Raw genomic sequence first — 16,706 nt, forward strand, 5'->3', positions numbered from 1 at the left:
TGGGTCGTCGCCAGTCGCGTCGCCCGCAGAGTACACACGTGAGGGGTTAGGGGTATGAATAAGTCGTCTGCACAGGGTTCCGAAGATCCTATCCTGCAATGGGTTACGTTCCGCCTGGACAATGAGTCCTATGGCATCAACGTGATGCAGGTCCAGGAAGTGCTGCGCTACACCGAAATCGCTCCGGTACCGGGTGCGCCAAGCTACGTGCTGGGCATCATCAACCTGCGCGGTAATGTCGTGACCGTGATCGACACCCGTCAGCGCTTCGGCCTGGCACCGGTTGAAGTCAGCGACAACACGCGTATCGTGATCATTGAAGCCGATAAGCAAGTGGTCGGGATTCTGGTCGACAGCGTGGCGGAAGTGGTTTACTTGCGTCAGTCCGAAGTCGAAACCGCACCTAACGTCGGTAACGATGAATCGGCCAAGTTCATTCAGGGCGTCTGCAACAAGAATGGCGAGCTGTTGATTCTGGTCGAGCTGGACAAGATGATGTCCGAAGAAGAATGGTCCGAGCTGGAGAGCATCTGATTGATTCTTGAGGTTGCAGTCGTCTTTCTGGGCATTCTCTGGGTGGTCACCCTGGGAATGTTCCTGACCCATACCAGGCGTCAGCGCAAGCTCGACGCCGAGCGTGACGAGGCGGCTGCCTTGCGTGATCAGCGTATCAAGGAGTTGGCCCGGCGCGTGGACAACTTCCAGAGCGGTACAGTGCGCATGGGTGAGGATCTGCACGAACTGCGCGCTATCGTCGCGCCGTTGCCCGACAAGCTGACGGCACTGGAACAGCGCGATCCCTCCACGCTGTCCTTTGCCCAGGCTGCGCGTCTGGTCGGCATGGGTGCCAGTATTGACGAGCTGACTCAGTCCTGCGGACTGACTCAGGCCGAAGCGCAGTTGATGACCAAGCTTCACGGCAATCCGGCGAGCTGACTGCTGTCAAGCCTGGTCCATTCGCGACCAGGCTTTTTCCTTCCCTTGATTTTCCGTTCGGCTCGGTCCTGCTGTAGCGATGCCTTACTGTTCGTCCAGAGCGAATTCAGTCAGGCAGAAGGTCGGGATCGCCATGGCCTGAAGACGTTTCGAACCACCCAGTTCCGGCAGATCAATGATTGCAGCGGCTTCATGGACCCGGGCGCCCATGCGGCGGATCAGGTTGGCGGCCGCGATCAGCGTTCCGCCCGTAGCGATCAGGTCATCGAACATCACGACCGAATCGCCATCGCAGAGGCTGTCGGCGTGAACTTCCAGATACGCCTCGCCGTATTCGGTCTGATAGCCTTCGCTAAGTACGTCAGCCGGCAGCTTGCCCTGTTTGCGAAACAGCACCAGTGGCTTGTTCAGCGCATAGGCCACGACCGAACCGATCAGAAAGCCGCGTGCGTCCATGACGCCGATGTGGCTGAAGTCGGCCTCGATATAACGCTGCACGAAGCTGTCGATCACTTGGCGGGTGGCCTTGGGCGACTGGAAGAGCGGGGTGATGTCGCGGAAGACAACGCCTGGCTTGGGGAAGTCCACGACCGGGCGTATCAGGGATTTGAAGCTCAATTCATCGAAAATCATCAGAAAGTGATCCGGGGCAAGATTGGCCGACAGTTTAAGCCGACCGGCCCCGGATCGCACGTATCAGCTTTGGATGGCGCCACCGGCCAGTGCGCAGAGCTGGATCGGGTCGAGGATATGCACCTCTTTACCTTCTGCGATGATCAGCTCGTTCTGCTGAAAACGGGTAAATACGCGAGAAACGGTTTCGACTGCCAGGCCCAGGTAATTGCCGATTTCATTGCGCGACATGCTCAGGCGGAACTGGTTGGCGGAAAAGCCTCGCGCCCTGAAGCGTGCCGAGAGATTGACCAGAAAGGTCGCGATGCGCTCATCGGCGGTCTTTTTCGACAACAGCAGCATCATTTGCTGATCGTCGCGGATCTCGCGGCTCATGACGCGCATCAATTGCCGACGCAACTGCGGCAACTGCACCGAAAGTTCATCCAGACGTTCGAACGGGATTTCGCAGACCGACGTGGTTTCCAGCGCCTGCGCGGATACCGGATACGCCTGTGCGTCCATCCCGGACATGCCGACCAGTTCGCTGGGCAGGTGAAAACCGGTGAGCTGTTCTTCACCCGCATCACTGATGCTGTAGGTTTTCAATGCGCCGGAGCGCACGGCGTAGACGGACTCGAAGGTATCGCCCTGGCGAAACAGAAACTCGCCTTTTTTCAACGGGCGGCCGCGCTTGACGATCTGGTCAAGCGACTCCATATCTTCGAGGTTCAGCGAGAGGGGCAGGCAGAGCGGGGCGAGACTGCAATCCTTGCAATGAGCCTGGGTTGAAGCACGTGACTTGGCGGGCTCGGACATCACTTGATTCCTTGTGGGAAAACACACATAAGTCGTAAGGGTAACTCACCCAAGGCAAGTAGGGCCAGCCTCGCAGTTCTGGTCAGGCATCAAGGTTCCTTCCGGTCTGCCGATACCGGTGTACTCATTCAATGACAGCGGGACGTCCGATCATGACCCTGACCACTTCACCTGTAGGCGCTATTACATTGGCCGTCGCCACACCAGCGGTGACGTCCCGGTCGCCTCAGGAGGTCAAGGTCGACGCCGCGCCTGTTGCGACAGAAGGCGTGAAAGTCGACCTGTCGGCTGCAGGAAGGGCAGCCGCCTCGTCCTCGTCCAAGGATGCGGACATCGAGCAGAGCGGTTTGCCGTCGTCGGTTCAGAAACTGCTCAAGGCCATTCGCGAACTGCAACGACAGATCGCCGAGCTCACCGTGCAGATCCAGCAGACCCTCAAGGATCCTAGCCTCACTGACGAAGAGCGCAAGAGTAAGGCTGCGGGCCTGCAGGCAGTGATGAGTATGTTGCAGGCGCAGATCAGTACATCGAGCGATGACCTGTCCTCACTGATGAACAAGCTCAAATCCAGCAACGACGACAAGGTCAAGGCGGGCATGCTGATCATGGCCAAAATGTAAGACGCCTGGCTTGCCTAGGCTCTGTACGAAAAGTGGCTGCGCTCGGTGATGCTGCGTTAAAAACAGGCTCGTGCGCGAGTCCGATCGGAATGCTCATTTACAACACGTAGACTCCGCTTCCTCGCCTGTTTTTGCCTTGCCTGACCTTCGCTCGCCGACTTTTCGTACAAAACCTAGATCACCTTCGAAAATTGTTGCGGGTGCTGTCGGGACAGGTAGGTGTCGAACACTCTGCACACCGCGCGCACCAGCAGCCTTCCCGCAGGCAGCACGTCAAGACTGTCGGATCCCAGCGCGATCAGCCCGTCTTCGGCCATCACTTCGAGTTGAGGCCAGATATCACTGAAGCAGGATTTGAAATCGATGGTCAGGGCCTGTCCGATCTTCGCGAAATCCAGGTGGAAGTGGCAGATCAGTTGTTGAATCACTGCGCGTCTGATTCGGTCATCCTCGTTGCAGAACAGCCCCCGTCTGGTCGCCAATTGATCGCTTGCCAGCAGGGCCTGGTAGTCGTTCAGATCGCTGCTGTTCTGACTGTAAAGATTCCCCACCTGACTGATTGCCGAAACCCCCAGCCCGAGCAGATCGCAATGTCCGTGTGTGGTGTAGCCCTGAAAATTTCGATGCAGTGTCAGTTCTTCCTGTGCGATAGCCAGGTCATCGTCAGGCAGGGCGAAGTGATCCATGCCGATGTAGCGATAACCCGCCTGAGTCAGTTGCGAAACCGTACGCTCCAGCATCGACAGCCGGGTTTCAGGACAGGGCAGATCGACGCTTTCGATGCGCCTTTGCGGCATGAAGCGTTCAGGCAAATGCGCGTAGTTGAACACTGACAGGCGATCCGGCTGCAGCCTGATGACCTCGTCGACTGTACGGGCAAAACTGTCGAGGGTCTGTTTGGGCAGACCGTAGATCAGGTCGATATTGACCGAGCGAAATTGCAACGTGCGTGCGGCTTCGACCAGCGTCCGGGTTTCCTCAAGGCTTTGCAGGCGATTGATCGCACGCTGCACCGCAGGTTCCAGGTCCTGCACGCCAAGGCTGACGCGATTGAAGCCCAGTTCACGCAGCAAGCCCATCGTCGCCCAGTCGGCCTCACGAGGGTCGATCTCGATGCCGTAGTCTCCCGAGTCGTCCTGCAACAGATTGAAGTGCGCACGCAGATGCGCCATGAGTTGCCGCAATTGGTCATGGCTGAGAAATGTCGGCGTCCCGCCGCCCAGATGCAATTGCTCGACCGCCTGACCGGGATCGAGATGGCAGCCGATCATCTCTATTTCATGCATCAGCCGCTGCAGGTAAACCTGCGCCCGACCGCGGTCCTTGGTGATGACCTTATTGCAGGCGCAGTAGTGACAAACGTTGGCGCAGAACGGGATGTGCACGTACAGCGACAACGGCCGCCGGGCCTTGCGACTGTCACGCAGCGCGTGCAACAGGTCGAAAGCGCCAACATCGGTCCTGAACTGCACGGCCGTCGGATACGAGGTGTAACGCGGGCCTGTGAGGTCGTAGCGGCGGATCAGGTCTGAATCCCAACGAATGACGTCCAGCATGCGCATGTTTCCCGGATGGGGTGATGAGGGCCGGAGCATACGAGGGGCGTGTTTATGGGGTGTTGACGTGGGTCAAGCGGGCCGACAGCGAACAGGCCCGGTCAATCAATGGCCCATCAGCCAATGCTGATGAGGCCCCGGCAATGTCCAGAGTCCGAACAGGATCACCAGCACACCACCGGCCGCGCGGACGCTGCGTTTACGCAGCAGTGCGGTGGTGCGTTCGGCGGCCATGCCGGTGGCGAGCAGCACCGGCCAGGTGCCCAGGCCGAACGCCAGCATCAGCAAGGCGCTGTCGATCGCGTTGCCCTGGCTGGCAGCCCAGAGCAGGGTGCTGTAAACCAGTCCGCAGGGCAGCCAGCCCCACAGTGCCCCGAGCAACAGAGCGCGGGGCATGCTTGAGATCGGCAGCAGGCGTTTGGCAAAGGGTTGCAGGTGGCGCCAGATGCCTCGGCCCAGGCGTTCGATGCGGGTCAGACCGCTCCACCAGCCGGCGAGGTACAGGCCCATGGCAATCAGCAGCAGTGCGGCGATCACGCGCATTGTCGTCGCTCCCGGGCTGTTCGCCACTGCCCAGCCGACCAGTCCGCTGAAGAAACCGGCAATCGCATAGCTGATGATGCGACCCAGGTTATAGGCCATCAACAGCCGCAGTCGGCGTGTGCGTTGTTCTCGGGGAATGGCCAGGGTCAATGCACCCATCAGCCCGCCACACATGCCAAGGCAATGGCCGCCACCCAGCAGTCCCAGCACCAGGGCGGAAAGCAGCAGTGGGATGAGGTCAAGCATGCCGGGCTTCAGGCATCGGGCGCTTGATCACGATTCTGCGCCTTGGGTTCGGGAGTGCTGCGTTGCGCCGCAGCCTGATGATCGGGGTCCTGATCATCGAACAGGATGCTGTGGGCCGGACCATCCATGTCGTCGTACTGACCACTGTCCACCGCCCAGAAAAAGACGTAGATCGCGACCGCCACCAGCACCAGCGCGGCGGGAATCATGATGTAGAGCGCAGGCATGAAACCTCCGGAGCGAGCTGTTGCCTGGAGCCCGGAATACGGGTCAGGCGCAGGGCGTTGAGCACCACGATCAGCGAGCTTGCTGACATGCCGATGGCAGCCCAGACCGGCGTGATCCAGCCCAGTGCCGCGAACGGCAGCATCATGCCATTGTACAAGCCGGCCCACAGCAGGTTCTCCCTAATCACCCGGCGGGTACGTCGCGCCAGACCGAACGCTTCGATCAGGCTGTGCAGGCGGTTGTACAGCAGCACCGCATCAGCCCCGGTCTTGGTCAGGTCGGTGGCTGAGCCCATTGCCACACTGACAGTGGCTGCGGCCATCGCCGGTACATCGTTCACGCCGTCACCGATCATCAATACAGCGTGTCCTTGCGCCTGCAACTGCTGCACTATGGCCAGTTTGTCCTCAGGTCGCAGACCGCCGCGCGCATCGTCGATGCCCAGCGCGGTTGCCACCGTCTGCACCATCGGCGAACTGTCTCCGGACAACAGCAGGGTTTTCCAGCCGCGTGCCTGGCAGGCTTGCAACAGTTCAACGGCACCGTCGCGCAGTCGATCATCCAGGGCGAACCAGGCCAACGGGCCTTCGGTGTCGCCTAGCAGCAGCCATTGGCCGGTTTCGTCCGGCATCGTCAGAACGCGGGTATTGCTCAACGCGCAGACGAATTCAGGCTGGCCGATGCGCAGGTGGTGATTATCCACACAGCCTTCCAGACCGCGTCCGGGCGTACTCGTGACCTGCCTGGCTTGCATTGATGCACGGCCAAATGCCCGGGCGACAGGGTGTTCGGAGCGGCTCTCCAGCGCGGCGGCCAGCGCCAGGCACGTGTCTGCATCCAGCTTTGCCACTGGACGGACAGCCCGCACTGTCAGGCGCCCTTCGGTGAGGGTTCCGGTCTTGTCGAAGATGACGGTGTCGATTGTGTTCAGGCCTTCCAGCACATGGCCGCGTGTCACCAACAGGCCCAGTTTGTGCAGCGTGCCGGTCGCCGCAGTCAGTGCCGTGGGCGTTGCCAGTGACAGGGCACAAGGGCAGGTGGCGACCAGCATCGCCAGAACGATCCACAGGGCGCGGGATGAGTCGAGTTGCCACCAGACGATGCCGATCACCGCAGCGGCGATCAGTGAAATCAGCAGAAAAAGCTGAGCGGCGCGATCTGCCATTTCGGCCAGTCGCGGCTTGTCCGCCTGGGCGCGCTCCAGCAAACGAACGGTGGCAGACAACTGGGTGTCATGACCCAGCGCGAGCACCAGGATCTTCAGGGCGTTCTCGACATTGAGCGTGCCCGCCGTGACGCTGTCACCGACGGTTCTCGTGCGGGGCAGGTATTCGCCGGTCAACAATGATTCATCGACGCTGGACTGCCCGTCGAGAATCTTGCCGTCCACCGGAATCACTGCGCCGGGCTGCACCAGCACCTGATCGTTGATGCCCAGCTCGCTGAGCAGAACGCGTTCGGTCTTTGCCTCGGTGTTCACCCGCAGGCACGAGGCGGGCAGCACATTGACCAGTTGTGCCGTCGCAGCCGCCGTGCGTTCGCGTGCCCTACGCTCCAGATAGCGTCCCGCCAGCAGAAACAGTGCAAACATGCCGACGGCATCGACGTACAGCTCTCCTGTTCCACTGATGGCGGTCCAGAACCCTGCGATGTAGGCCGTACCAATGGCCAGCGACACCGACACATCCATGGTCAGATGGCGGCTGCGCAGATCGCGCAGCGCGCCCCGAAAGAACGGCGTACAGCTGTAGAACACGATGGGCGTGGTCAGAAACAGCGCGACCCAGCGCAGGATGGTATGCATCGACGGGCTGAGGTCCAGATTGAATTCCGGCCAGGTCGCCATGGTCGCCATCATCGCCTGAAACCACAGCAGGCCGGCGACGCCCAGTTGCCTCAGCGCCAGCCGATTCTCGTTTGCCAGACGTTCGGCAGCGCGATCGGCCTGCCAGGGATGTGCGACATAGCCGATATCGCGCAGCATGTTCAGCAGTTGACTGAACGCAACCTGATCGCTGACCCAGCGCACCCGCAATCGATGGTTCGACAGGTTCAGTCGCGCCTCGACCACCCCCGGTAACTTTCCTAGCCGTTGCTCGATCAGCCAGCCACAGGCCGCACAACTGATGCCTTCAATTAGCAGTGTGGTGTGCGAAACCTCGGCGTCACGCCGTACGAAACTCGCCTGCACATCCGGGCGGTCGTAAAGTGCCAGTTCATCAAGCAAACGTGTGGGCAGGCTTTCCGGGTTGGCAGAGGTTTCACTGCGATGCGCGTAATAGTTTTCCAGACCGCCCGCGACAATGGCCTCGACAACCGCCTGACACCCCGGGCAGCACAGCTCGCGGGTGTCACCGAGCACCACGGCAGTAAAGCGGCTGTCGGCAGGAACAGGCAGGGCGCAGTGATAGCAGAGCAGGGGCGCTTTCACGTCAGTCCTTCCGGCCTTGAACGGCCTGCAACGGCTCGTCACCCAGCGTGAGTGTGCGGTCACGGCCCAGCCATTCTTCTTCGAACAGGCGCCAGGTCTGGCCGCCTTCACTGCCCAGCAGCTCGACGAAGCGGCGGCCTTCGACCCGGTCCTGAAGTTGCCCGACATAGCGACCGGCCTGGGACGGGCTGCGGGTCAGGAACACGCGGCGGTCCTTGTCCGGCTGGGTCGGTGAGATGAGGTTCAATTCGAGTCTTTCGGGATTGCTGTTGCCGCTCAGGCGCAGCTCGGCTTCGCCGGTCACGTCGTCCAGATGCAGGCTGGCGCGCAGCTTGAGGGTCTGGGCGAGCATCTCGCGATTGATCGAGCGGTTGATGCCTTTGCCCGCTTCGTAATAGTTGTCGGTGACCAGATTGTCCGGGTGATTGATGGCGATGCCCGCCATGGTCAGGCTGAGCAGGACCGAGCCACCCAGCATGGCAATGATGATCCAGGGCCAGAGGTGCTTGTACCAGGGGCTTGCAGCGGGCATGGCGGTGCTCTTAGCGGGTGGACGGGCCGATGAACCGGCTTCTGGTTTCGACATGAATCCTGTCGTCATGCACATCCCAGAGGATGAACGTGATCTCCTGCGAGCTCGACGGCAGCGATTCGGCCGCGCTGGACAGTTGCACCGGCATACTGAGGATTTCGCCTGCTTCAACCGTTATTTCACGACGCCCCTGCCATTTCAGATCCGGCAGTCCATGTGCTTCCAATGCGTAGGTATGGGCGACCTGATCCTTGTTCAGGACCTTGAGGCTGTAGACGTTTTCGATCCGACCTTCGGCGTTTTCCCGATACAGCACGCGGTCCTTGCTGACATCCAGCCCCACCAGAGAGCGGCTCAAAAAGGCGCTGATCAGCAAGCCGGTCATCAGCAGCAACACCAGCGCATAGCCGATCAGGCGCGGGCGCAGTGTACGCGTTGCCTGCCCTGACAATCTGTTCTCGGTGGTGTAGCTGATCAGCCCGCGCGGATACGCCATTCTGTCCATGACCGTGTCGCAGGCATCGATACAGGCCGCGCAGCCGATGCACTCCACCTGCAGGCCGTCGCGAATGTCGATGCCGGTCGGGCAGACCTGGACGCACATCGTGCAGTCGATGCAATCACCCAGCCCCTGCGCTTGATGATCAGTCTCTTTTTTTCGAGCGGCGCGTGGCTCTCCGCGTTGCGGGTCGTAGGACACGATCAGGGTATCCCTGTCGAACATCACGCTCTGGAAGCGCGCATAAGGGCACATGTAGACGCACACCTGTTCGCGCAGCCAGCCCGCGTTGGCGTAGGTCGCCAGCGTAAAGAACCCGACCCAGAAATACGCCCAGCCATCGGCCTGTCCCGTGAACAGGTCGATGCTCAATTGGCGGATCGGTGAAAAATAACCGACGAATGTCAGTCCGGTGACAAAGCCGATCAACAACCAAAGGCTGTGCTTGGCCAGCTTGCGCGCCAGTTTTTCGGTGGACATCGGCAGGCTGTCGAGTCTGATGCGCTGGTTGCGGTCGCCTTCGGTGATGTTCTCGCACCACATGAAAATCCAGGTCCACACACTTTGCGGACAGGTATAACCGCACCACACGCGTCCTGCGTAAACCGTCACGAAGAACAGGCCGAACGCCGCGACGATCAACAGGCCCGATAGCAGGATGAAATCCTGCGGCCAGAACGTAGCGCCAAAAATGTAGAACCGGCGCTCAGGCAGGTCCCACCATACCGCCTGATGACCATCACTGTTGAGCCAGACCGTGCCGAAGTAGATCAGCAGTAACACCACGCCGACGGTCATGCGCAGGTTGCGAAAGAAACCCTTGAACGCACGGGTGTGGATCTTTTTCCGCGAGGCGTACAGGTCGACGAACGCGTCTTCGCCATCGGTTGGCGGCGTGATGTTGCGGACCGGGATCCGTTCACTCATTGCGCGGTCCAGCAGTGAAGGGATTCACCGGGCCGCCGTTGAGTGGCTTGCTGACAATGCACCGTCATTGTGAGACCGCCGGTTTTTCCTGACGCGACAGGCTGTACACATAAGCCGCCAGAATGTGCACGCGGTCATCACCTTGAGTCGCCTGTTGCGCTGGCATCTGGCCCTGACGGCCATAACGGATCGTCTGTTGAAGCTGGGCAAAACCCGATCCGTAGATCAATCCTCCTGATTGAGTCAGGTCCGGCGCACCGAGAACAGCCAGGCCCTTTCCCTCGACGCCATGGCAGGCGACGCAACTGGTTGAATAGATCTTCTGCCCGGCAACCGGATCGGCCTTGGCGCCCTCGGGCAGGTTCCGGCTGGCCATGAGCGTCATGACATAGGCCGACACATCGCGTACGCCTTGCTCACCCAGCACGTCGCCCCAGGCGGGCATGACCGCGTGACGGCCATTCAGGATCGAGGTTTTGATTGACTGCGGGTCGCCGCCCCAGCGCCAATTGTCGTCTGTCAGGTTCGGAAAACCATACGCGCCCTTTGCATCCGAGCCGTGGCAGACCGAGCAATTGGAGGCAAACAGCCGCGCGCCCATGCCCAGTGCTTTCGGATCCTTGGCAACTTCCTCGATGGGCATCGCGGCATATTTCGCAAACAGCGGGCCATACTGGGCTTCGGCACTCGCCACTTCCTTTTCCCACTCGTGAACGCCGGTCCAGCCTTGCCTGCCGTCGGCAAATCGCAGCTGTTTGTCATTGTCCAGATAGCTGTAGCCAGGCAGCAGGCCTTGCCAGTTGCCGAGGCCCGGATACAAAACCAGATAACCCACGGCAAACACGATGGTGCCGATGAACAGCTTGAACCACCACCGAGGGAGCGGGTTGTCGTATTCTTCGATGCCATCGAAGGAGTGGCCCATGGTTTCGTCGGTCTGATCCTTTCGCTCGCCCTTGCGGGTCGCCATCAGCAACCAGACCAGCGCGACCAGCGTTCCCAGCGTCAGGACCGTGACATACAGGCTCCAGAACGTACTCATGGCGCATCGCTCCGGGACGTTTTGGAATGCATGACTTTGCTGATCGCTTCGGGGTCATCGGCAAACGGCAGCAGCGTTGCATCATCGAACTCGACCTTGCGCTTCGGGCTGAATACCCACAGCGTCAGGCCGATGAACGCCACCATCACCACCAGCGTGCCAAGGCCTCGGATCATTCCGATGTCCATCATGTTCACCGTTTGCTCTTGATGAGGGTGCCGAGACCCTGCAGGTACGCGACCAGCGCGTCCATCTCGGTCTTGCCCTGCACGGCCGCCGCGGCACCCGCGATGTCGGCATCGGTGTAAGGCGTACCCAGCGTGCGCAGCACCTCGAGCTTTTTAGCGGTGTCCTTGCCGTCGAGCACTTTTTCGACCAGAAACGGATAGGCTGGCATTTTCGATTCCGGCACCACGTCGCGGGGGTTGTACAAGTGGGCGCGATGCCAGTCATCCGAGTAGCGACCGCCAACCCTCGCCAGATCAGGGCCGGTACGTTTCGAGCCCCACAGGAACGGGTGATCCCAGACGCTTTCGCCCGCGACCGAGTAATGGCCGTAGCGCTCGGTTTCAGCCCGGAACGGGCGGATCATCTGTGAATGGCAGCCCACGCAGCCGTTGGCGATGTAGACGTCGCGGCCTTCCACCTCCAGCGCCGTGCGCGGCTTCATGCCTTCGATGGGCTGGTTGGTGACGTCCTGAAAGAACAGCGGGACGATCTGCGTCAGGCCACCGATGCTGACGGCAATAACCATGAACAAGGCCAGCAGACCGATGTTCTTTTCCAGCACTTCATGCTTCATCAGCGCGCCCCCACGACGGTGATCCGGGCCGCTGCTTCTGCTTCTTCAGGGCTGGCGGCACGCACGGTGCGCCACACGTTCCAGGCCATCAGGAACATGCCACTGGTGAAAATCGCACCGCCGATAAAACGCACCACGTAGCCCGGATGACTGGCTTGCATGGCTTCGACAAAGGAATAGGTGAGCGTGCCGTCGGTGTTGATCGCGCGCCACATCAGGCCTTGTGTGATGCCATTGACCCACATCGAGGTGATGTAAAGCACGGTGCCGATGGTTGCCAGCCAGAAATGTGCGTTGATCAGGCCGACGCTGTGCATCTGCTGCCGACCGAAAACCCTGGGGATCATGTGGTAGGTCGCGCCGATGGTGATCATCGCTACCCAGCCCAGCGCGCCGGAATGTACATGGCCGATGGTCCAGTCGGTGTAGTGGGACAGCGAGTTGACTGTCTTGATCGCCATCATCGGCCCTTCGAACGTCGACATGCCGTAGAACGCCAGCGACACGACCAGAAAGCGCAGAATCGGATCGGTTCGCAACTTATGCCAGGCCCCGGACAGGGTCATCATGCCGTTGATCATGCCGCCCCAGCTCGGCGCCAGCAGAATGATCGACATGACCATGCCCAGCGACTGCGCCCAGTCGGGCAGAGCGGTGTAATGCAGGTGGTGCGGGCCGGCCCAGATGTACAGCGTGATCAATGCCCAGAAGTGCACGATGGACAGACGATACGAGTAGATCGGACGTTCGGCCTGTTTGGGCACGAAGTAGTACATCATCCCGAGAAAACCGGTGGTCAGGAAAAAGCCCACGGCGTTGTGCCCGTACCACCATTGGATCATCGCGTCGGTGGCGCCCGCGTAGGCCGAGTAGGACTTGAACAGACTGACCGGCAGGGCGATGTGGTTGACCACGTGCAGCATGCCGGTCACGACGATGAATGCGCCGTAGAACCAGTTGGCGACGTAAATGTGACGGGGCTTGCGCTGCACGATGGTGCCGAAGAATACCGCACCATAGGCGATCCACACGATGGCCAGCAGGATTGCAATGGGCCACTCCAGCTCTGCGTATTCCTTGGTGGTGGTGTAACCCATCGGCAATGAGATGATGGCGCTGACAATGACGGCCTGCCAGCCCCAGAAGGTGAAAGCCGCAAGCCGGTCGGAGATCAGCCGGGTCTGGCAGGTGCGCTGGACCACGTAATAGGACGTGCCGAACAGCGCGCAGCCGCCGAAGGCAAAGATCACCAGGTTGGTGTGCAGCGGGCGCAAGCGGCCGAACGTCGTCCACTCAAGACCGAAGTTCAGCTCGGGCCAGACCAGTTGCGAGGCGATGAACACACCCAGCGCCATGCCGACAATGCCCCAGACCACGGTCATGATGGCGAACTGGCGAACCACAGTGTAGTTGTAAGCCGTCGGGCTGATTGCTGCGCTCATTACAGACTTCCAGAATTCAGGTTGTTGCGAGGCATAAGCGGGCTTTGGCGAGGCACGATATCGCCGGAGCAGACCGAAAAGGCGGGGCAATTCGAGACCGGCAAAACGCTCTGGCACAAGGCGTTTGCCACAGGTTACTGGTCGGCAAGCTTAACTTTGAAAGGCACACGTGGGAAGCCGATGCGCTCATCTTGAGTGGCATCGAGGTGCAGCTGTCGATCGCTCACGGGTATAGTCCGTTTTTTGACGGCCACCTATATGGAAGAGAAGTACCCATGAGTACCGGGACACACGCCGAATATCAGTGCACGCGTCTGGCGCAGGACAATGGCTGGCTATGGACGGCGGGTCAGCGCGAGGCCGGGCAGGATCCGGTCACGCTGTTGCTGGCCCATGGTGCGGGTGCGCCGATGGACAGTGATTTCATGAACAGCATTGCCGCCTTTCTTGGCAGGCAGGGTGTGGACGTCATGCGCTTCGAGTTTCCCTATATGGCCCAGCGGCGTCATGGCGGCAGCAAGCGTCCGCCCAATCAGCAAGGTCAGTTGCTCGATTGTTGGCGTGAGGTTTATGGACAGATGCGACCTTGTGTCACGGGGCGGTTGGCGATCGGTGGCAAATCCATGGGAGGAAGAATGGCGAGCCTGATGGCCGACGAATTGAGCGCCGATGCGCTGGTGTGTCTGGGCTACCCCTTCCATGCGGTGGGCAAGCCGGAAAAGCCGCGGACTGCGCACCTGGCCGATCTTCGTACTCGAACGCTGATCGTGCAGGGCGAGCGCGATGCGCTGGGCAATCGTGAGGCGGCGGAGCAGTACACGCTGTCCAGTGCGATACGCCTGCACTGGCTGCCGACGGCCAATCACGACCTCAAGCCATTGAAGGCGGCTGGCTTGACTCATGATCAATGCCTGATGGATTCGGCAGAACAAATTGCCGCATTTTTGCGCGAGTGAGTCATTTGCAGAGCACTTCGAAAGCGCCTTCAGTGACCTCGAATGCCACGGCCGAAATGCTGAAACTGAATTCGCCTTTCAAACGCATCGTGCGGGGATTGGCTTCGATCAGTTTCAGTACGCCGGTCTGAAGATGCCCCGAGTGATAGATCACACTCTGCCAGTGGGGTGTTTCGTTGTAGATCACCTTGATTCGGTCGTGACCGATCAGGTTATGAGTTCCGGGCCGCAGGTCATGATCGAAGAACAGGCCGATGCTGGTTCGCTTGTTGCCGACCTTGCCGTCGGCAATCACTTTCCAGATCCAGTGATCGGGGGCGTGGGACAGTTCCGGACGCTGCGTCAGACGCCCCAGCAGCGAGGTCAGGGCAAAAGGCTTCTGGTTGACAAGGGCGTCGAAGGTGCCTTCGCTGGACGGTGGGCGGACGAAGCGGCGAGTGGGCGTGACTGTAGGGCGCATGGTCGGGCTCTTGAAGCGGGATGGCTGTACGCCTGATGTGCATACATGAAAAGAGGGCGCTACGTTGATGACGTAACGCCCTCGTTGATCCTGGCTAACGCTTCAGCAATCGCTTAGCGAATGGCGACGCCAAGACTGGCATTGTGGTGCAGCAATTTGAAGTCTGCGCCTGTGACCAGATTTTTCACGAAATACCACTTCCAGCCCACCAGGTTCACCGCCGCGACGGTCGACGACCAGTATTTGCCGTTGCCCAGCGGCCAGCGGTTGCCGTAGGTGGCGTAGATTTCCTTCAACTCGTTGATCGACGGAATTCGGCCGCCCTTGGCCGAAGCCGCGCTGCTCATCTGCGACAGGCTGCCGCTGCCCAGCCCCAGACAGTGAATCACTTTGGTGACGGTCACCTTGTAACTCTTGCTGGCCCCCGACGCATCGGTGACCGAAATGGTTGCCGTACCGTTGCCACGCACGGTGGTCAGACCATTGCCGTCCACTTTTGCCACCAGCGGGTTGCTCGACGTGTAACGGTAAGGAGCCTGTCCCCCCGAGGCCTGTCGCCTGATGCTGGTGCCAGCCGGAAGCGCAGGCAGCAGGTCCGGCACGCTCGGGATCAGGTAAACCTTGCTCCCCAGCGTGACGGGCGAGGTATCGAATACCAGCTCCTTTTCAACCGTGAGCCACAGTGGGGCCGAGCCTTTGGAAACACTGTCGCGCGACACGGTATATGTGACGCTCGCAGAGCCGCCTTGTGAAGCGATGATCCATGCCTTGGGAACGTTGAACTGCAGTTCATTGCCTGTCGCAGGTTTCGCCGGCGTGTCATGACTGGAAAAACCGCGCCAGTTGAGTACTACACTGTCCTCGCCACTCATGCCCGGGTAACTCACCCGAACCGTCGCCCCGGACTCGGGAATCAGCGACGGCCTGACCACGCCATCGTGACCGACCGTATCCATGCGCGGTGCCGGTAGCTTCGTCAGACCGGCTAGAACTCTCAAAGCCAGTGCCGCGGACGTCTGCACCAGGCCGTTGGCGCGGTTGACGGTGTAAAACACGTCCACGACCTGTCCGGCGTTGGCGACCACCAGCGCAGAGGCGAACACGGTTTCCAGCGGCTGACCGGCCTCGCTGTCGATGAGGGTCTTTTCCTTGGTATCGCTGCCTTTCGGACCCATCCACTGCACTGTAACGCGGTCACCAGCCTTGAAGCTCGCGCTGGCGTCGATGACGACGGTTGCGCCGTTCGGGGCGTTGGCAGGGTCGAGGGTGTCACCGGTGGCTTGTTTAACGGTGGGGGTGGGCAACGGAATCTCTGCAAACAATTGCAGTTTGACCGCCAAGGGTTCCGAGTTCATGGACAGGTTACCTGCCACATCGGTTACCGTGTAATAGACCGGGGCTTCGATGTCGCCAATCAGTTCCAGAAAGGGCCTGACGAAGTCGACCATTACCCGCTTCAAGCCCATGTCATCTCTGGTGACTACAGCCATTGGGCCTGGCACGTCGTTCCAGTAAGTACGAATGACATCGCCTTCTTCCATGCCTTTGTAGCTGGCAACAGTTCCTGACAAGACATCCCCCATACCATTCAATTCGTCTGAGGTCAGGCCGTCCTGGACTTGCTTCGGAAACAGGATGGGAGCGAGGACAGGGCTGCCTGGTCGTACGCGGTCAATAGTGATCCCGGTTTCCAGAGATTGTTCCGTCACCATGTTGACAGGGTTTTCAATTTCGTAGGCAACAGCATGGTGACCTTCAAGAAGCAAACCGGAAGGGATTTCAAGCGTTAGGATGTCGTCCGGTTTATGACTCTCCAGAATGATTTTTCTGGGCCCGATAAGGGTCTGGTCAAAGTACAGCTGGTACGTATAACCAGGCATTGCGCCCGGCCAGACTTTGAGCTCCACGATAAGCGGTTTATCCAGGTAGGCAATTGGGATAACGCCGTTATCCAGAGCTACAGGAATGTTCGGCGCTTCCAGAGCAGGAGTGTCCCTGTTGAGCGCGAGGTTGTCAGTCATATAAAAGTCCTTTTAGTTTAAAGTTGCGGGCCGT

18 protein-coding genes are annotated in these 16,706 nt (G+C 60.0%); 4 read left to right on the forward strand and 14 right to left on the reverse strand.

The features are described 5' to 3' along the window. Positions 1–54: 54 nt before the first annotated feature. The gene (locus KDX39_RS12595) at positions 55–534 is read left to right on the forward strand and encodes a chemotaxis protein CheW (protein WP_002554262.1); all 480 of its coding nucleotides are present in this window, start codon (positions 55–57) and stop codon (positions 532–534) included. Then, a complete protein-coding gene (locus tag KDX39_RS12600) occupies positions 535–936 on the forward strand; it encodes a DUF2802 domain-containing protein (protein ID WP_231660586.1) in 402 nt (133 codons plus the stop codon). It abuts the gene before it with no gap. Between the two features lie 84 nt (positions 937–1,020). Here the strand turns inward: KDX39_RS12600 and KDX39_RS12605 are convergent, their stop codons facing one another. Together KDX39_RS12605 and fnr are read right to left on the reverse strand one after the other, a co-directional pair. Further along, on the reverse strand, positions 1,021–1,569 hold the full coding sequence (locus KDX39_RS12605; protein WP_210042923.1) for an adenine phosphoribosyltransferase: 549 nt from the start codon (positions 1,567–1,569) through the stop codon (positions 1,021–1,023). 63 nt (positions 1,570–1,632) lie between these two features. Next, on the reverse strand, positions 1,633–2,367 hold the full coding sequence (gene fnr, locus KDX39_RS12610; RefSeq protein WP_231660587.1) for a fumarate/nitrate reduction transcriptional regulator Fnr: 735 nt from the start codon (positions 2,365–2,367) through the stop codon (positions 1,633–1,635). A 152-nt stretch (positions 2,368–2,519) separates the two neighbouring features. Here fnr and KDX39_RS12615 point away from each other — a divergent pair, with 152 nt between their 5' ends. Further along, positions 2,520–2,987: a FlxA-like family protein gene (locus KDX39_RS12615; protein ID WP_231660588.1), complete on the forward strand. Its 468-nt coding sequence runs from the start codon at positions 2,520–2,522 to the stop codon at positions 2,985–2,987. Positions 2,988–3,160: 173 nt separating this feature from the next. Here the strand turns inward: KDX39_RS12615 and hemN are convergent, their stop codons facing one another. The 10 genes from hemN to ccoN form a co-directional block, all read right to left on the reverse strand. Further along, complete coding sequence (gene hemN, locus KDX39_RS12620; RefSeq protein WP_231660589.1) at positions 3,161–4,543, reverse strand: oxygen-independent coproporphyrinogen III oxidase; 1,383 nt, start codon at positions 4,541–4,543, stop codon at positions 3,161–3,163. Positions 4,544–4,648: 105 nt separating this feature from the next. After that, positions 4,649–5,332 (reverse strand): sulfite exporter TauE/SafE family protein, encoded by a 684-nt coding sequence (locus tag KDX39_RS12625; protein ID WP_231660590.1) that lies wholly within the window; start codon positions 5,330–5,332, stop codon positions 4,649–4,651. A gap of 8 nt (positions 5,333–5,340) precedes the next feature. Continuing rightward, a complete protein-coding gene (gene ccoS / locus KDX39_RS12630; RefSeq protein WP_099229018.1) occupies positions 5,341–5,559 on the reverse strand; it encodes a cbb3-type cytochrome oxidase assembly protein CcoS in 219 nt (72 codons plus the stop codon). Next, positions 5,538–7,991 (reverse strand): heavy metal translocating P-type ATPase, encoded by a 2,454-nt coding sequence (locus KDX39_RS12635; protein ID WP_231660591.1) that lies wholly within the window; start codon positions 7,989–7,991, stop codon positions 5,538–5,540. Before KDX39_RS12635 ends, ccoS begins: the two co-directional genes overlap by 22 nt. 1 nt (position 7,992) lies before the next feature. Further along, positions 7,993–8,523, reverse strand: a complete 531-nt coding sequence (locus KDX39_RS12640) for a FixH family protein (protein ID WP_231660592.1) — start codon at positions 8,521–8,523, stop codon at positions 7,993–7,995. 10 nt (positions 8,524–8,533) lie between these two features. Then, positions 8,534–9,949: a cytochrome c oxidase accessory protein CcoG gene (gene ccoG / locus KDX39_RS12645; protein WP_231660593.1), complete on the reverse strand. Its 1,416-nt coding sequence runs from the start codon at positions 9,947–9,949 to the stop codon at positions 8,534–8,536. Positions 9,950–10,013: 64 nt separating this feature from the next. After that, entirely contained in the window at positions 10,014–10,991 is a 978-nt protein-coding gene (gene ccoP / locus KDX39_RS12650) for a cytochrome-c oxidase, cbb3-type subunit III (protein ID WP_231660594.1), read from the reverse strand. Continuing rightward, positions 10,988–11,179 (reverse strand): cbb3-type cytochrome oxidase subunit 3, encoded by a 192-nt coding sequence (locus KDX39_RS12655; RefSeq protein ID WP_099229287.1) that lies wholly within the window; start codon positions 11,177–11,179, stop codon positions 10,988–10,990. Before KDX39_RS12655 ends, ccoP begins: the two co-directional genes overlap by 4 nt. Positions 11,180–11,184: 5 nt before the next feature. Further along, the gene (gene ccoO, locus KDX39_RS12660) at positions 11,185–11,793 is read right to left on the reverse strand and encodes a cytochrome-c oxidase, cbb3-type subunit II (protein WP_004880829.1); all 609 of its coding nucleotides are present in this window, start codon (positions 11,791–11,793) and stop codon (positions 11,185–11,187) included. Beyond that, on the reverse strand, positions 11,793–13,235 hold the full coding sequence (ccoN, locus tag KDX39_RS12665) for a cytochrome-c oxidase, cbb3-type subunit I (protein WP_231660595.1): 1,443 nt from the start codon (positions 13,233–13,235) through the stop codon (positions 11,793–11,795). The genes ccoO and ccoN overlap by 1 nt, the downstream gene beginning before the upstream one ends. A 275-nt stretch (positions 13,236–13,510) precedes the next feature. Between ccoN and KDX39_RS12670 the strand changes: the two genes are divergently transcribed. Further along, positions 13,511–14,191 (forward strand): alpha/beta family hydrolase, encoded by a 681-nt coding sequence (locus tag KDX39_RS12670; RefSeq protein WP_231660596.1) that lies wholly within the window; start codon positions 13,511–13,513, stop codon positions 14,189–14,191. Between the two features lies 1 nt (position 14,192). On the opposite strand, the gene KDX39_RS12675 is transcribed toward KDX39_RS12670, so the two are convergent. Next, the gene (locus tag KDX39_RS12675; RefSeq protein ID WP_231660597.1) at positions 14,193–14,651 is read right to left on the reverse strand and encodes a hypothetical protein; all 459 of its coding nucleotides are present in this window, start codon (positions 14,649–14,651) and stop codon (positions 14,193–14,195) included. A 113-nt stretch (positions 14,652–14,764) separates the two neighbouring features. Further along, complete coding sequence (locus KDX39_RS12680) at positions 14,765–16,672, reverse strand: Ig-like domain-containing protein (RefSeq protein WP_231660598.1); 1,908 nt, start codon at positions 16,670–16,672, stop codon at positions 14,765–14,767. Positions 16,673–16,706: the final 34 nt, after the last annotated feature.

Source organism: Pseudomonas sp. CDFA 610, from assembly GCF_021147865.1.
GTDB lineage: Bacteria > Pseudomonadota > Gammaproteobacteria > Pseudomonadales > Pseudomonadaceae > Aquipseudomonas > Aquipseudomonas alliivorans.

Coding starts and splice junctions, on each gene's coding strand:
- KDX39_RS12595 (WP_002554262.1), top strand. CDS start 55: ATGAATAAGTCGTCTGCACAGGGTTCCGAAGATCCTATCCTGCAATGG.
- KDX39_RS12615 (WP_231660588.1), top strand. CDS start 2,520: ATGACCCTGACCACTTCACCTGTAGGCGCTATTACATTGGCCGTCGCC.
- KDX39_RS12675 (WP_231660597.1), bottom strand. CDS start 14,651: ATGCGCCCTACAGTCACGCCCACTCGCCGCTTCGTCCGCCCACCGTCC.
- ccoP (WP_231660594.1), bottom strand. CDS start 10,991: ATGAGTACGTTCTGGAGCCTGTATGTCACGGTCCTGACGCTGGGAACG.
- ccoG (WP_231660593.1), bottom strand. CDS start 9,949: ATGAGTGAACGGATCCCGGTCCGCAACATCACGCCGCCAACCGATGGC.
- KDX39_RS12680 (WP_231660598.1), bottom strand. CDS start 16,672: ATGACTGACAACCTCGCGCTCAACAGGGACACTCCTGCTCTGGAAGCG.
- KDX39_RS12640 (WP_231660592.1), bottom strand. CDS start 8,523: ATGCCCGCTGCAAGCCCCTGGTACAAGCACCTCTGGCCCTGGATCATC.
- KDX39_RS12625 (WP_231660590.1), bottom strand. CDS start 5,332: ATGCTTGACCTCATCCCACTGCTGCTTTCCGCCCTGGTGCTGGGACTG.
- KDX39_RS12655 (WP_099229287.1), bottom strand. CDS start 11,179: ATGGACATCGGAATGATCCGAGGCCTTGGCACGCTGGTGGTGATGGTG.
- KDX39_RS12670 (WP_231660596.1), top strand. CDS start 13,511: ATGAGTACCGGGACACACGCCGAATATCAGTGCACGCGTCTGGCGCAG.
- ccoS (WP_099229018.1), bottom strand. CDS start 5,559: ATGCCTGCGCTCTACATCATGATTCCCGCCGCGCTGGTGCTGGTGGCG.
- hemN (WP_231660589.1), bottom strand. CDS start 4,543: ATGCTGGACGTCATTCGTTGGGATTCAGACCTGATCCGCCGCTACGAC.
- fnr (WP_231660587.1), bottom strand. CDS start 2,367: ATGTCCGAGCCCGCCAAGTCACGTGCTTCAACCCAGGCTCATTGCAAG.
- KDX39_RS12605 (WP_210042923.1), bottom strand. CDS start 1,569: ATGATTTTCGATGAATTGAGCTTCAAATCCCTGATACGCCCGGTCGTG.
- ccoN (WP_231660595.1), bottom strand. CDS start 13,235: ATGAGCGCAGCAATCAGCCCGACGGCTTACAACTACACTGTGGTTCGC.
- ccoO (WP_004880829.1), bottom strand. CDS start 11,793: ATGAAGCATGAAGTGCTGGAAAAGAACATCGGTCTGCTGGCCTTGTTC.